The sequence below is a fragment of the Paenibacillus sp. genome (assembly GCF_035645235.1).
Taxonomy (GTDB): domain Bacteria; phylum Bacillota; class Bacilli; order Paenibacillales; family YIM-B00363; genus Paenibacillus_AE.
In genome coordinates this window covers 26110-39061 of sequence record NZ_DASQMZ010000214.1, presented here as the reverse complement: position 1 = coordinate 39061, position 12952 = coordinate 26110, and the positions used below count along the sequence as shown (strand labels likewise).

The 12952-nt window shown below is 57.5% G+C and carries 11 protein-coding genes; all 11 read left to right on the top strand.

The window, feature by feature from the left end; translation table 11 throughout:
* Positions 1 to 20: 20 nt before the first annotated feature.
* The 11 genes from VEZ38_RS20355 to VEZ38_RS20305 all read left to right on the top strand — a co-directional run bounded on the left by VEZ38_RS20355 (position 21) and on the right by VEZ38_RS20305 (position 12715).
* Positions 21 to 2516, top strand: a complete 2496-nt coding sequence (locus tag VEZ38_RS20355) for a GH116 family glycosyl-hydrolase (protein ID WP_324896824.1) — start codon at positions 21 to 23, stop codon at positions 2514 to 2516.
* A gap of 185 nt (positions 2517 to 2701) precedes the next feature.
* Positions 2702 to 3532, top strand: coding sequence for an arylamine N-acetyltransferase family protein (locus VEZ38_RS20350; RefSeq protein WP_324896822.1), 831 nt, complete (start codon positions 2702 to 2704; stop codon positions 3530 to 3532).
* Between the two features lie 175 nt (positions 3533 to 3707).
* The gene (locus VEZ38_RS20345) at positions 3708 to 4901 is read left to right on the top strand and encodes a M20 family metallopeptidase (protein WP_324896820.1); all 1194 of its coding nucleotides are present in this window, start codon (positions 3708 to 3710) and stop codon (positions 4899 to 4901) included.
* A gap of 2 nt (positions 4902 to 4903) precedes the next feature.
* Positions 4904 to 5692 (top strand): creatininase family protein, encoded by a 789-nt coding sequence (locus tag VEZ38_RS20340; protein WP_324896818.1) that lies wholly within the window; start codon positions 4904 to 4906, stop codon positions 5690 to 5692.
* Positions 5689 to 6486: a M55 family metallopeptidase gene (locus VEZ38_RS20335; RefSeq protein WP_324896816.1), complete on the top strand. Its 798-nt coding sequence runs from the start codon at positions 5689 to 5691 to the stop codon at positions 6484 to 6486. Before VEZ38_RS20340 ends, VEZ38_RS20335 begins: the two co-directional genes overlap by 4 nt.
* A gap of 19 nt (positions 6487 to 6505) precedes the next feature.
* Positions 6506 to 7438, top strand: coding sequence for a DMT family transporter (locus tag VEZ38_RS20330; RefSeq protein ID WP_324896814.1), 933 nt, complete (start codon positions 6506 to 6508; stop codon positions 7436 to 7438).
* A gap of 49 nt (positions 7439 to 7487) precedes the next feature.
* Positions 7488 to 8351: a sugar phosphate isomerase/epimerase family protein gene (locus VEZ38_RS20325; protein WP_324896812.1), complete on the top strand. Its 864-nt coding sequence runs from the start codon at positions 7488 to 7490 to the stop codon at positions 8349 to 8351.
* Complete coding sequence (locus tag VEZ38_RS20320; RefSeq protein ID WP_324896810.1) at positions 8348 to 9202, top strand: sugar phosphate isomerase/epimerase; 855 nt, start codon at positions 8348 to 8350, stop codon at positions 9200 to 9202. The genes VEZ38_RS20325 and VEZ38_RS20320 overlap by 4 nt, the downstream gene beginning before the upstream one ends.
* Positions 9203 to 9279: 77 nt before the next feature.
* Positions 9280 to 10380: a Gfo/Idh/MocA family oxidoreductase gene (locus tag VEZ38_RS20315; RefSeq protein WP_324896808.1), complete on the top strand. Its 1101-nt coding sequence runs from the start codon at positions 9280 to 9282 to the stop codon at positions 10378 to 10380.
* Positions 10381 to 10454: 74 nt separating this feature from the next.
* Positions 10455 to 11486, top strand: coding sequence for a Gfo/Idh/MocA family oxidoreductase (locus VEZ38_RS20310; RefSeq protein ID WP_324896806.1), 1032 nt, complete (start codon positions 10455 to 10457; stop codon positions 11484 to 11486).
* A complete protein-coding gene (locus VEZ38_RS20305; protein ID WP_324896804.1) occupies positions 11483 to 12715 on the top strand; it encodes a Gfo/Idh/MocA family oxidoreductase in 1233 nt (410 codons plus the stop codon). The genes VEZ38_RS20310 and VEZ38_RS20305 overlap by 4 nt, the downstream gene beginning before the upstream one ends.
* The last annotated feature ends 237 nt before the right edge of the window (positions 12716 to 12952 follow it).

The following is a 12952-nucleotide window of genomic DNA, read 5'->3' as shown; positions in this document are numbered from 1 at the left end:
CATTAAGGAGGAAATATTCAATGTCCCGAGATCAACGTCAGCCTTTTATATACCCCAGTACCGCTACTGAAGCCGCCTTCCTGTTAGGCGGCATCGGAACGGGAAATGTTTCCTTAGGCTCAAGAGGAGAATGGCGCGACTGGGAAATTTTTAACCATCCCGGGAAAGGGGTACGGTTACCGAATACCTTCTTCGCCATTTGGACTCAGACTTCAGCTAATGTGAAAGTAAGTAAAATACTGGAAGGACCATTATCGTCGCCGCATTCTACCTCTCATGGCTACCATCCGAATCAATCAGCTCCCGGGCTTCCCCGGATGCAGGCTTCGTATATGCGCGGCGAATATCCAATCACTCGAATCGAGTTCGAGGATCAGGAGCTTCCTGTACAGGTAACATTAGAGGCTTTCACACCGATGATACCGTTAAATACAGATGACTCTAGTCTTCCTAGTGCGATATTAGAATATCATGTTGAAAATCGTTCCAACGAAGACGTCGATGTCTCTATCGCCGGATCCTTGTTTAATCCTATTGGAGAAGTGGAGTTTGATCGGTTCTTTAATTACAAGCTGAAGCAGGGCGGAATGAATGTAAATCAGATCAGGCAGTCGGAACAGTTTCAAGGCTTATTTATGTATTCTCTATCGCATGACGAAACATCGCAGTTTTACGGGAATTTGTCCTTAACATCAACGAATCCAAACTGTAGTTTCAAGCCGGTCTGGTTTCGGGGGGAATGGTTCGACGAGTTGCAGGAATTTTGGAGCGATTTTAGCTCGGATGGCGTCTTGAACGATCTGGGCTATACAACCCCATCCGGTAAACAGGTAAACGGTAAGATGGTAGACGGCTTTTTTCATGAACGTCCGAGCGATACAGGATCGTTAGCCGTATTCGAAAGTTTAAAGCCCGGCGAGCGAAAGGTAATTCGTTTTGTATTATCCTGGTACGTTCCAAACCGGCTGAATGGCTGGAACGAGGAGAACAGGGTCCAAGTGAAAGGAAAAGAAACGATTCGAAACTACTACGCTACCCGATTTGAGAGTTCCTGGGACGTAGCCCAATATGTCCATAATCACTTTGATCGTTTATCGCGTGAAACTCGTATTTTTCACAACGTCTTGTTCTCAACGACCTTACCATCCGAAGTGATTGATGCCATTGCGAGCAACATGACGGCGTTACGCAGTCCGACCTGTTTCCGTCTTGAGGATGGTAGATTTATGGGATATGAAGGCTGTTTCGATGATTTGGGCTGCTGCGATGGGAACTGTTCCCATGTGTGGAACTATGCGCAAACCGTAGCCTTCTTATACCCTGATCTCGAAATGAGCATGAGGCGAACCGAGTTCAAGGATGAAATTGAAGCGGATGGCTATATCCCTTTCCGTGCGATGAAAATGTTCGGCTTACAATGGGTCTGGAAAGGGAAGAAAGCCCCCGCAGCCGTAGACGGTCAGCTCGGAAGTATCATGCGGGTGTTTAGGGAATGGAAGCTGGGGGCTGACCCGTCGTTTTTAGAAGAGTTGTGGCCCAGCGTAAAAAAAGCACTCGAGTTTGCTTTCATCCAATGGGATTTGGACGGCGACTTTGTCTTGGAAGGCGAGCAGCATGTGACTTACGATATTGAGTTTTACGGTGTAAATCCGCTCTGCAGCTTCTTCCTCCTAGGTGCGCTACGAGCGACTGAGGAAATGGCTTTAGCTATGAATGATAAAATACTGGCGCAAAAATGCAGATCGATGTTTGAACAAAGCGGGCAACACATCGGCAAACGCTTATGGAACGGTGAGTATTTTATACAAGACTTAGAAGATCCGGATGCCTACAAATACCAGCATGGAACAGGATGCTTGTCTGACCAGCTGTTTGCGCAGCAATTGGCACATTTATATGGCTTGGGTTATTTACTCCCGAATCAAGACCGTATTAAGCACGCTATTAGAAATGTGTATGCCTATAACTTTAAACGTTCATTCTCGCAGCATGAGAACATGCAAAGAGTATATGTCACGGGAGAGGAAAGCGGATTAGTGCTTTGTAGCTGGCCTGACGGTAAGCGGCCTGAGTTTCCGTTCGTCTATTCTGATGAAGTATGGACAGGAATTGAGTATCAAGTAGCAGTTCATCTCATTTACGAAGGCTTTGTAGACGAAGGATTAGAACTTGTCCGAGCAGTAAGAGCGCGTCACGATGGATTTAAACGCAACCCATTTAATGAAGTGGAATGCGGGCATCATTATGCGAGGTCTATGTCCAGCTGGGGATTGCTTCCGGCGCTTAGCGGATACGAGGCCGATATACCAAATCGGAGCATTCGTTTCAACCCAGTGATCCATCAAGAGAATTTCACCTGTTTCTGGAGTAATCACCGAGCATGGGGTCAATTCATCCAACACTACGATAAAACAACTTCCGCTGCGGCTTGTGAAGTGATCGTTTACGGCGGGTCATTAGAAGGTATTAGCGTTTATAGCGGGGACCTCGAAGTTCCCGTCCGATATGGCAACTGAACAATTCAGAATGCGATAGGAATCTTTCTGAGCGCAGGCACGAATCCCTTACCATGAGGACTCGTGCCTTTTAGTTCTCTCCGGTATCGACGGCAGTTTTCAAACCGAGTCTATGATAAAATAGAAACCAGGCGAGTTACAGGTGCAGAATGAGTATCTACTTCATTTTTTAAGGGATGGGTGCCATGGAAAAGGACCGCCGCGTATCGCCGGAAGTTCGCGCCTATTTGGATCGTATCGGATTCGAGGGCGAACCCGAAGTATCGCCGGCCTGCTTGGGAGCGCTCCAAAGCGCGCATTTGCGAAGCGTGCCTTATGAAAATCTCGACATTCTGGCCGGCGTGCCGATTTCGCTGGACATTCCGGCCATATACGACAAAATCGTCGTTCGGCGCCGCGGAGGATATTGCTTCGAGTTGAACTCGCTGTTCGGTTGGCTGCTGCGCGAGATCGGCTACGACGTCACGGATTATTTCGCCCGTTTCTGGCTGGGCGAGCCGAATCCCATACCGAAGCGGCGCCACCAGGTTCTCGGCGTTCGCTTTGGCGATGGCGAATATTTGAGCGATGTCGGCGTGGGCAGGTCGGTGCCGTTGATTCCGGTTCGGATCGTAGAGGGCGTGGAGCAGCCGCAGGGGAGCGATCGCTATAGGATGGAGTTCGATCCGACGTACGGATGGTTTTTGACCGAACTTCACCATGACTCCTGGCGGCGGATCTACTCGTTCACGACGGAGCCTCAGCTCTCGATCGATTTTATTACGGCGTCGTTCTGGTGCCAATATGCGCCGGATTCGATCTTCCGGGAGGGAGCGATCGTCGCGATCAGAACGAAGGACGGACGCAAGACGATCGCCGGACGCGAATTCAAAGCATTCTCCGGCGACAAAGTGGACGTTCGTCGGCTCGGTACGTACCGCGAATGGGGCGAGACGCTGCGAGCGCATTTCGGCATCGAGCTGGACGACGCCGCGATTCGAAGTACGTTCGGGCCGGAGGAGAAAGGGATAGGGTAAAGGTTACCGAAGATAAGCGCAAGCGGATGGCTCCTGATTTCCCAGGTGCCATCTTTTTTTTACGCACGACATGGCGCGAGGCACCAGAGTATCGTTTTGTCCCATAGAAGATGAAGATTGTCATAGTGTGGGATCGGGACCCGGTCTTTACAATAGCTTATAAGGGGGGGATCGATTGGCGGATCATGAGTTGATTTCTTCGGCCGGAAAGTTAGCCGACCGGCTGATCGAATGGAGAAGAGACTTTCATCGGCATCCCGAATTGGGATATGAAGAGGTTCGCACCTCCGGCATTATCGCGAATCATCTTCGCAGCTTGGGACTCGAAACCCGGACAGGCGTCGGCGGGACGGGAGTCGTCGGCCTGCTGCGCGGCGAGCTCCCGGGACCAGTGTTCCTTCTCCGGGCGGATATGGATGCGCTTCCGATTCCGGACGAGAAGCAGGTGCCCTACCGATCGACGGTAACGGGCAAAGCGCATCTATGCGGACACGACGGGCACACCGCCATGCTGATGGGCGCGGCCCAGCTGCTGGCAGAAAGAGGAATAAAGCGCGGAAGCGTTAAGTTTATGTTCCAACCCGCCGAGGAAGGCGGCGCGGGGGCCGATGCAATGATCCGGGACGGTCTGCTCGACGATCCGAAGGTCGACGCCGCCGCGGCGCTGCACGTCTCGCCGACGTTCGACGTCGGCCGCACCGCGGCGGCCAGAGGTTCGGCTTGGGCGGCGACCAACCCGCTTCGGATCAAAATTATCGGCCGCGGCGGTCATGCGGCGAGTCCGCACCAAACCGTCGATTCGATCGCGATCGCCGCTCAAGTGATTACGGCGCTGCAGCACGTCGCAAGCCGCCAAGTGGATCCGCTGGAGTCCGTCGTCGTGACGATCGGGAAAATTCGCGGGGGCCATGCGACGAACGCCATCGCATCGGAAACGGAGCTGCTCGGCACCGTAAGGACGTTGAGTCCGCAGCTGCGCGAGCAGATGAAGAGTAAGATCGAATCCATCGTGAAAGGCATCGCCGAAGCGTTCGGAGCGCGGTATGAGCTGGAGCTCAAGGACGGGTATCCGGTCGTCGTGAACGATGACGAGATGTATGAGTTGTTCGCGAGAACGAGCGAGGAAGCGCTCGGCCCGGGAAGCTGGGAGCCGATCAAGGCGACGATGGGCGGAGAAGATTTCGCTTACGTCGCGCAGCGAGTGCCTGCCGTCATGTTCCGGCTAGGTACCCGGGGCGGAGAAGCAACCGCCTATCCGCTTCATCACCCGTCGTTCGACCTGGACGAACGCGCGTTGCCGCTCGGCGCGGCGATGCTCGCTTCGATCGCGATCAACTATTTGGAGGAAAGAGGCGAATCTTCCTGCTGAATATGTACAGCACGCGGAAACATTTTCTGGAACAGGAGTGCGATACCGCCGTTCTTCCGGTAGGGGCCATCGAACAACACGGCAGCCACTTGCCGGTCGGCACCGACGCGATCATCGCCGAAGAGATCGCCAAGCGATTGGCGCTGCGGTTGAACGCCTACCTGCTGCCTTGTCTTTGCATCTCCTCTTCCATCGAACACCGGGAGAGCAAGGGGACCGTCTATTTGCGCGCGGATACGCTCGCCCTCGTCATTCGCGATATCGCGGAGTCGCTTCGGTACTCCGGCTTCCGTCGCTTGATCGTCTTCACCGGACATGGGGGCAATTGGATTTTAAAGCCGACGATTCGTCAACTGAACCGGGATTACGAGGAGAGGGGCATGAGCATGGAGACCATTCTCATCCCGTCAAACATCGCGGCGGCGCGGCAGGGCGAGATCGTCACCCATGTGCAGCATGACCTTCACGCAGGGGAAAAGGAAACGTCCATTATGCTGCATCTTTGTCCGGACCGCGTCGAAGCGGTCGTGCCGCAAACGCGCCATGCCTCGGCGCCACAAGATTATATGGATTATTTCGACGTGATCGATATTACGGAGGACGGTTATTGGGGCTTCCCCGAAGAAGCGACGGCCGACAAAGGGAGACGGTTGCTCGACCTCATCGAGAACAGCGCGTTCGCGTATTTGGAAGGAATCGAACAAGAGCGTCGGAGAATTATGGCCGGCAAATCCTCGGGCCCGGTACCGCGCGAAACGGATAAGCTCTCCACAGGAGGCTGGGACGCTTGAAATTTTACGTAAGCGTAGATATGGAAGGCATTGCCGGGATCGCCTTGAAGGAACAGATTACGCGAGGGGAGGCGCTGTACCAGGAGGCGAGGCAGCTTCTTACCGATGAAGTGAATGCCGTCGTGGAAGCGCTGGTGCAGGCCGGCGGGGAAGAGATCGTCGTGAAGGATGCCCATGGGTCCGGGTACAACTTCCTGTTCGACCGCCTCCATCCGGCAGCTACTTACGTCGTCGGTCCTTTGGCGATCGCGTCCCGTTTTCCCAAACTGGATTCTTCGTTCGACGGCGCGCTGCTGATCGGCTATCACGGCATGGCAGGCACGGAGGGAGCGATGCTGGATCACTCCTGGAGCTTTGCCGATATTTACGGCCTAGAGTTCAACGGATCGCCGATCGGCGAGATCGGGTTTGAAGCGCTGTTATTCGGACTGCATGACGTACCGATCCTATTCGTATCCGGCGACGATAAAACTTGTGCGGAAGCAAAACATCTACTGGACACGGTCTTCACCTACGAAACGAAAACAGCGACCGGTCGCCACTCCGGACTGCTGAAGGCGCCGAAACGGGTCCAGTCGGAAATCGGCGAAGCCGTGAAGGAAGCCGTGAGGCGGAGAGGGGAATGCAGGCCGTACCGAGCGGCAGGACCCTATGAAATGAAAATTATGTATATGAACACGAGCCTGGCCGATTCGCGCGATTACAGCGGACAGGACGCGGTTCGGCTTGACGGCAGAACGAAGCGGATTACGGATACGGATCTGCTGCGGCTGCTCTCCAGAACGTTCGCGTAAGCGCTCTCCGCATCCGGCAGTGCCATCGGGAGGACGGCTACTAGTGGGGTATGCAGCGATTTTCGGTGCGGTTGTCATCTGGGCTTTGTCCTACATCGTCATGAAATCGGCGACTACGGACTACCCCCAGCTCCTTTTTCAGTTTTGGCGGTATGCCGGAGTAGCCGTTCTCTACGTTGTCTGTTTTCGCCGCGCCATGCACGGAATTTCGGGGACGCTTTGGAAGCTCGGGCTTCTACGGCTCGGTCCGGCTTATTTTGTCCTCGGCTTATTTTCCATCTATGCAGTTGAATATACGACGCCGACGAGGGTCGTGGTGATCAACAGCCTGATCGTTGGATTCGTGCCGCTGCTGAGATGGCTTCACGACAGAGTCCGGCCGGAGTACGGCGAGAGATGGGCGATCGGCATTGCCCTGGCGGCCATCGCGCTCCTGCTCGAACCTCGGAACGGTGCCGTTCGGCTTGGAGACGGGCTGGCGTTGATCGGCATGCTGGGGTATGCCTATTCGATCCTCCATACGAACCGGATGCTCCGGACGGAAGGAGCCACCGTCGTTCAGGTTTCTTTCCTGGGAGTAACGGGCTGTGCCGGTTATTTTATCGCTACGGCGCTCATCTACGCATGCGTCCATCCGGACGGCCTCGCTCTCGGCACGCTGGCGGCTCAGCCGATGACGATGGCGGGAATTGCGTACATGATCCTCTTCGTATCGGTCGCCGCCAACTTCTTGCAGGTTGCCGGGCAGCGGCGGCTGCCGCCGGTCACGGTGGCGATCCTGTTCTGCCTGGAGCCCGCCGTGGCGGCGGTCTTCGATTATTTCCTGCTGGGCAACCGGCCGCCCCTTCGGGTCATCGCGAGCGGAGCGCTGCTGGCCGCGGCAACGCTGCTGACCGCGCTGCCGGCGATCGGCGCCCGACGGAAGAGGCGGCGGGAAGGGATAGAAGCGTAAGTGCGGTAAAGGAAAACATGTGAGACGAAAGAAGGAGGCTGACCCGGTGTTGTCTGGCAGATTGGGTATATTGACGGACGAAGTGTCCGACCGTTACGAGGAAGCGCTTGATTGGGCGGCGGAGCAGGGGTTGAGCCACGTAGAGGTACGCGTCGTGGACGGGCGCAACGTCGCCGCGCTGACCGACGAGCAGGCGAGGGAGCTCCGCAGGCAGGCTGAGGCGAGAGGGTTATTCATATCGGCCGTCGCTTCGCCGGTGTTCAAATGCGCGCTGGATCCCGGGCGACCGGTCGCATCGGGGGATACGTTCGGTCAACCGGAAGAAAGCGTGGATGCGCATCACGAGAAGCTGGCGAGGGTCATTCGCATTGCAAAGCTGCTAGGAACGCACCGCATCCGGATTTTCTCGTTCTGGCGAGAGTCGAATCCGCGGCTGTATACCGAGGAGATCGTCGGACATTTGCGAGAAGCCGCCCGGGTCGCCGCCCGGGAGGGAGCCCTGCTCCTGCTCGAGAACGAGCCCTCCTGTAACGGGGGCGCCGCCGAAGAAGTAGGGGAGTACGTCCGGCTGGTCGACTCTCCGGCGCTCCGTGCGCTTTGGGATCCGGGCAATGAGGCGCACATGGGCAAGGAAGCTTATCCGTCAGGGTATGCCTCCGTCCAGGGGCTTGTGGGCCACGTCCACCTTAAGGACGCCTATGTCGGCCATAACGGCAGGGGGCGGTGCGTGCCGCTCGGCTCCGGGACCGTGAAGTGGATCCCCCAGCTGCGCGCATTGGCTGCGGACGGATACGACGGGTTGTATACGATCGAAACGCACTTCACGCCGGAAGGCGGCAGCCGGAAGACGGGGACGCGCATGACGCTCGATGCGATGAAGGCTATATTAAACGAGGCGGAGGAAGCGCGATGAAGCTTGCAGCATTCAGCGGCGTATTTATTGAACACAGCATTCAGGAAGCGATGCATTTGACGAAGAAATTGGGCATGGACGGGATCGAAATCGCGGCGCGGGAGCCTCATCTTCCGCCCGGCGCCAGCCTGCCGAGAGTGAAGGAAATCAAGGCGCTTTCCCGCAGTCTGGAGCTCGACATCCCTGTCATCGCCGGCTATGTGGGAGGCTTCTCCGACGCATCGGACAGCGAATGCCGGAACGGGTTTGAGGATTTCAAGCGGCTGCTGGACATCGCCGGACACCTGGACTGCGGCATGATCCGCGTCTTTCCGGGCGGTCCGAACGCATTCAGAGCCAGCGATTACCACTATGCCAAAGCGGCGCATTGGCTGAACCTGATCGCTGCGGAAGCGAAGAAGCAGCAGGCGAAGATCTTGATGGAGATTCACAACGATTCGTTGGTGGAGACGGTGGAAGGCAGCTTGCGGCTGCTGGGCATGATCGAGTACGACAATGTCGGCATGATCCACGACGCGGGCAATATGTACATCACCGACACGGATTACGGCCGGGATTCCGTCATGCAGCTGGGCGACCGTTTATTTCATGTCCATATCAAAGACGAACTTCGCATCGCCGAAGTCGGCGCGCCTGGGACGTTTACGTCGCTCACTCGCCACGGACGGGAACATTTCGTTCAGAGCCGGCTGGGCGAGGGGGGAGCCGATCACCGTCCGCTGTTCGACGCTCTTCGGGAGGTCGGGTACTCCGGCTGGATGACGCTGGAATGCCACGCGCCTTTTCCTGCTTACGAACGACTGGAGCACGACCTGAATGTCGTTCGCGGGCTGCTGGCGTCCGGAGTATAGCCGGTGCACGCGCGGAGAGCGCCGACCGAAGCATCGTATGACCAACCCATTCGGAAAAAAGAAAGAGGGATACATCCATGAAAACTCCTGCAGTTAAGGTAGGCATCATCGGGCAAGGCCGCAGCGGCCGCGACATTCACGGCAAGCTGCTCGTTCAGCTTCCGGAGCACTACCGGATCGCCGCGATCGCGGACGCGCTCCCGGAGCGCCGTCAGCGCGCCCGCGAGGAATTTGGCTGCAACACGTATGCAACCTGGGAGGAGATGGCCGAGCGGGAGGAGCTCGACCTGGTCGTCAACGCGTCCCCCAGCCATCTTCATTTCCCGGTGTCGTTAGCATTGTTGAACCGCGGCTTTCATGTCCTCTGCGAGAAGCCGCTGGCTAAATCTCCGGAGGAAGTGGATCTGCTGATCGCAGCGTCCGCCCGTTCCGGCAAGATGCTCGCCGTATTCCAACAATCACGCTACCATCCCGCTTTCCAGCAAATCCGTAAGGTTATCGACTCCGGCGTGCTGGGCCGCATCGTTCAAGTGGATATCAGCCTGAACTCCTTCGCCCGCCGCTGGGATTGGCAGACGCTGCAAAGCAACAACGGCGGCAATCTGATGAATACGGGGCCCCATCCGGTGGACCAAGCGCTGCAGCTGTTCGGCACGGACGCGCTGCCGCAAATTACATGTATTATGGACCGCGCCAATACGTTCGGGGATGCGGAGGATTACGTCAAGCTGATATTGAGAGGGCAGGGTCGTCCGACCATCGACATCGAGATTTCGTCCTGCTGCGCTTATCCGCAGGACGCCTTCAACGTTCAGGGCACCAACGGCGGCCTGCGCGGCAGCTCCGACCGCCTGGAATGGAGGTATTTCAAGCCGGAGGAAGCCCCGTCCCAGCGGCTGATCACGGAACCTCTCATTTCCGCGGATGGACTTCCCGCGTATTGCAGCGAACAGCTGACGTGGCATTCCGACAGCTGGACGATGTCTTTGCCCGAGGGACAAAGTCTATTCGGGTTTATGACCGAGAAATTGTATCTCATGCTTCATGACGCGCTGACGACGGGAGCTCCGCTTGAAATTACGCCGGAGCAGGTACGGCAGCAGATGTGGGTCATGGAGGAATGCAGGCGACAGAATCCTCACATCTATACCGGGAAATCGGCCGTCCCGCAGGGCTGATCGATCGAAGCCCTTCCCCGGATCGCGGGAAGGGCTTCTTCTTTTTGATTCGGGCAAGCAAAGGAGCGAGGCGCGTGGATGTTGCTGCATTTTCGATTATCGGCTGCCAGCACGGACATATCCGGATGTTTATACAGGCCATGACGGACCTGGGCTACCGCTGCGCAGGCATCTACGAGGAGCCCGGCGAGGACCGGGCGCTTGCGGAGAACCTAGCGAACGCATTCGGCGTTCCTCTGCTCGAGCGGATGGACGATGCGCTGACCCCCGAGGTCGGGTTCGTCGGCTGCGCGGCCGTCAACAGCCGGAAAATCGACGTCGTGGAAGCATGCGAGAGGACGGGCAAGCATGTGATGCTGGATAAGCCGGCCGTCACGAACCGGGACGGGCTTGAGCGGCTGCGACAGGCGACGGAACGCGGAAACATCGAAATCGGCATGCTGTTGACGCAGCGGTTTCATCCGGCGGTGTTTACGCTGAAACACCTCATTGACGAGGGGGCGCTGGGGCGGCTTGTGTCGATCTCCATGCGCAAGCCCCACCGCTTGGGTGCGGCCGGACGGCCGCGCTGGTTTTTCGACCGGGCGCTCTCCGGAGGGATTATTCAGGATTTGCTCGTCCACGATTTCGATCTCGTACGCTGGCTCACGGGCGACGAAATCGCCGCGTCTCAAGGGTTCATGAGCAAACGCATTTTGCCCGAACACGCCTCCTTCTTCGATGCCGCACAGCTCCAGGTCGTCATGAACGGCGGACTGGTCGCCGAGCTGTACGCCGACTGGCATACGCCGGAGAAAAGCTGGACGTGGGGAGACGGCCGCATTTTCGTCGTGGGCACGGAAGGCGCAGTGGAGCTTCGGCTGCAGGGCGATCCGCTGATCTCGCGGGAGCCTGCCGTGCTGCTGACGACAAGAACGAAGGATGTGCACCGGATCCCGCTGCTTCGGCCGCCTGTAGGCATTGTCAAAGATTTTATCGGCCGGACGGAAGGCATGCCTGCAATCCTGACCGGAGCAGACGTGCTGGGCGCCTCCCGCGCGGCCGTCGATGCCGACGAACGGGCGGAGCTCATTTTCGATATTCGGGAAGGTTCGGTGAAGCGATGACGGTTCGCAAAGCATTATTGATCGGTACAGGCGGCTTCGGGCGAAACCATCTGAATGAGCTGGTCCGTTTGCAAAACGAAGGCGTTCTGGCGCTCGCGGCGGTCAGCGACCTGCGGCTTACCGAGCACGCGGCAAGCGTCGTCGCGGAGCGGGGGATCCGGCATTACGTCGATTACCGGGAGATGCTGTCGAAAGAGGGGGCCGCCGATTTCGTCGTCATCTCCACGCCGATTCAGCTTCACGCGGCGATGAGCATCGATGCGCTGGAAGCCGGTTTCCATGTGCTGCTGGAGAAGCCCCCGGCCGCGGCCATTCAGGACGTCGACCGCATCCTGGAGGCTGCTGGCAGGGCAGGCAAGCATTGCGCAGTCAATTTTTTCAGCCCGTCGTCAACGGCGCTGTCGCTCATCGGCTCCATCGCCGCCTCCGGCGAACTCGGCCGAATTCGCCGTCTCAAGGGGATCGCTCTTCTGAAACGGACGAACGCGTATTTCCGCCGCACGCCGTGGGCAGGCAAGCTCGTGTCGAGCGGCCATCTGGTCATGGACGGCGCGTTTCACAATCCGACGGCGCACCTGCTCTACAGCATGCTGAGACTGGCGGAGCTGATCGCCGAGGTCGCGGGTCGAACCGCCGCCCCTGCGCGGGTTACCGCCGAGCTGTATCATGCGAACCCGATCGACAGCGACGACACGTCCGCGATGCGCATCGAGATGAGCGACGGAACGGAGCTAACCTTCTATGTCACGCTGTGCGCGCGGCAATCCGAAACGCAGCGCATCCGGATCGAAGGGACGGACGGAGCGCTGGAATGGGGGTACGACGACCAGGTGAACGTGTGGAGCAACGGAACGGTCCGTTCCTACGATTGCCGCGAGAGCGCCGGAATTCTCGAGCGGCGGTATCGGAATTTGATACGGGCGATGGACGGGAACGACGCCCGGCTCGACGTGTCCCTGGAATCCGCGCGCCGATTCACGCTTGCGGCGAACGGGGCGTTCGAGTCGGCGGTGCGCATCAAGCCGGTTACTTCCGCCGGCGTGCGCCTCTCCTCCCAGGCCGAGGACGAGCCCGGCGCTTATATCGACGGCATCGAGGCGACGATCAAAGAAGCATTTGCCGCCGGCAAGTTGTTTTCGGAGATGGGCGTATCTTGGGCGGAGCGCTCGGAGCCCTTCGAATTGGGGGATTATCGAAGCTTCCCGCAACGCTTCAAGCTTACCTGGTAGTCTTCCGGACGAACGGTCGCAACTGCGGATCCGGCGCCGCCCGCGCGGCGGATCTTGAATCGTCCGAAACTCCGGCATATGCACGCTTTCGGACAAATCCGTCATAGTATTCTTTATTCCTGACTCATAACCCGCAGCCGCGCTTGCCCATATACTTGAGTTACAACTTCAGAAACGACAGTACGCCTGCTCATCCTGGTAAGGAGGTGAAGTGGTTCGTTTTCTTCGGAATCGGCA

Excerpts from the sequence above, each read along its gene's own strand:
- VEZ38_RS20355 (WP_324896824.1), top strand. The coding sequence starts at position 21 with ATGTCCCGAGATCAACGTCAGCCTTTTATATACCCCAGTACCGCTACT.
- VEZ38_RS20350 (WP_324896822.1), top strand. The coding sequence starts at position 2,702 with ATGGAAAAGGACCGCCGCGTATCGCCGGAAGTTCGCGCCTATTTGGAT.
- VEZ38_RS20305 (WP_324896804.1), top strand. The coding sequence starts at position 11,483 with ATGACGGTTCGCAAAGCATTATTGATCGGTACAGGCGGCTTCGGGCGA.
- VEZ38_RS20320 (WP_324896810.1), top strand. The coding sequence starts at position 8,348 with ATGAAGCTTGCAGCATTCAGCGGCGTATTTATTGAACACAGCATTCAG.
- VEZ38_RS20315 (WP_324896808.1), top strand. The coding sequence starts at position 9,280 with ATGAAAACTCCTGCAGTTAAGGTAGGCATCATCGGGCAAGGCCGCAGC.
- VEZ38_RS20340 (WP_324896818.1), top strand. The coding sequence starts at position 4,904 with ATGTACAGCACGCGGAAACATTTTCTGGAACAGGAGTGCGATACCGCC.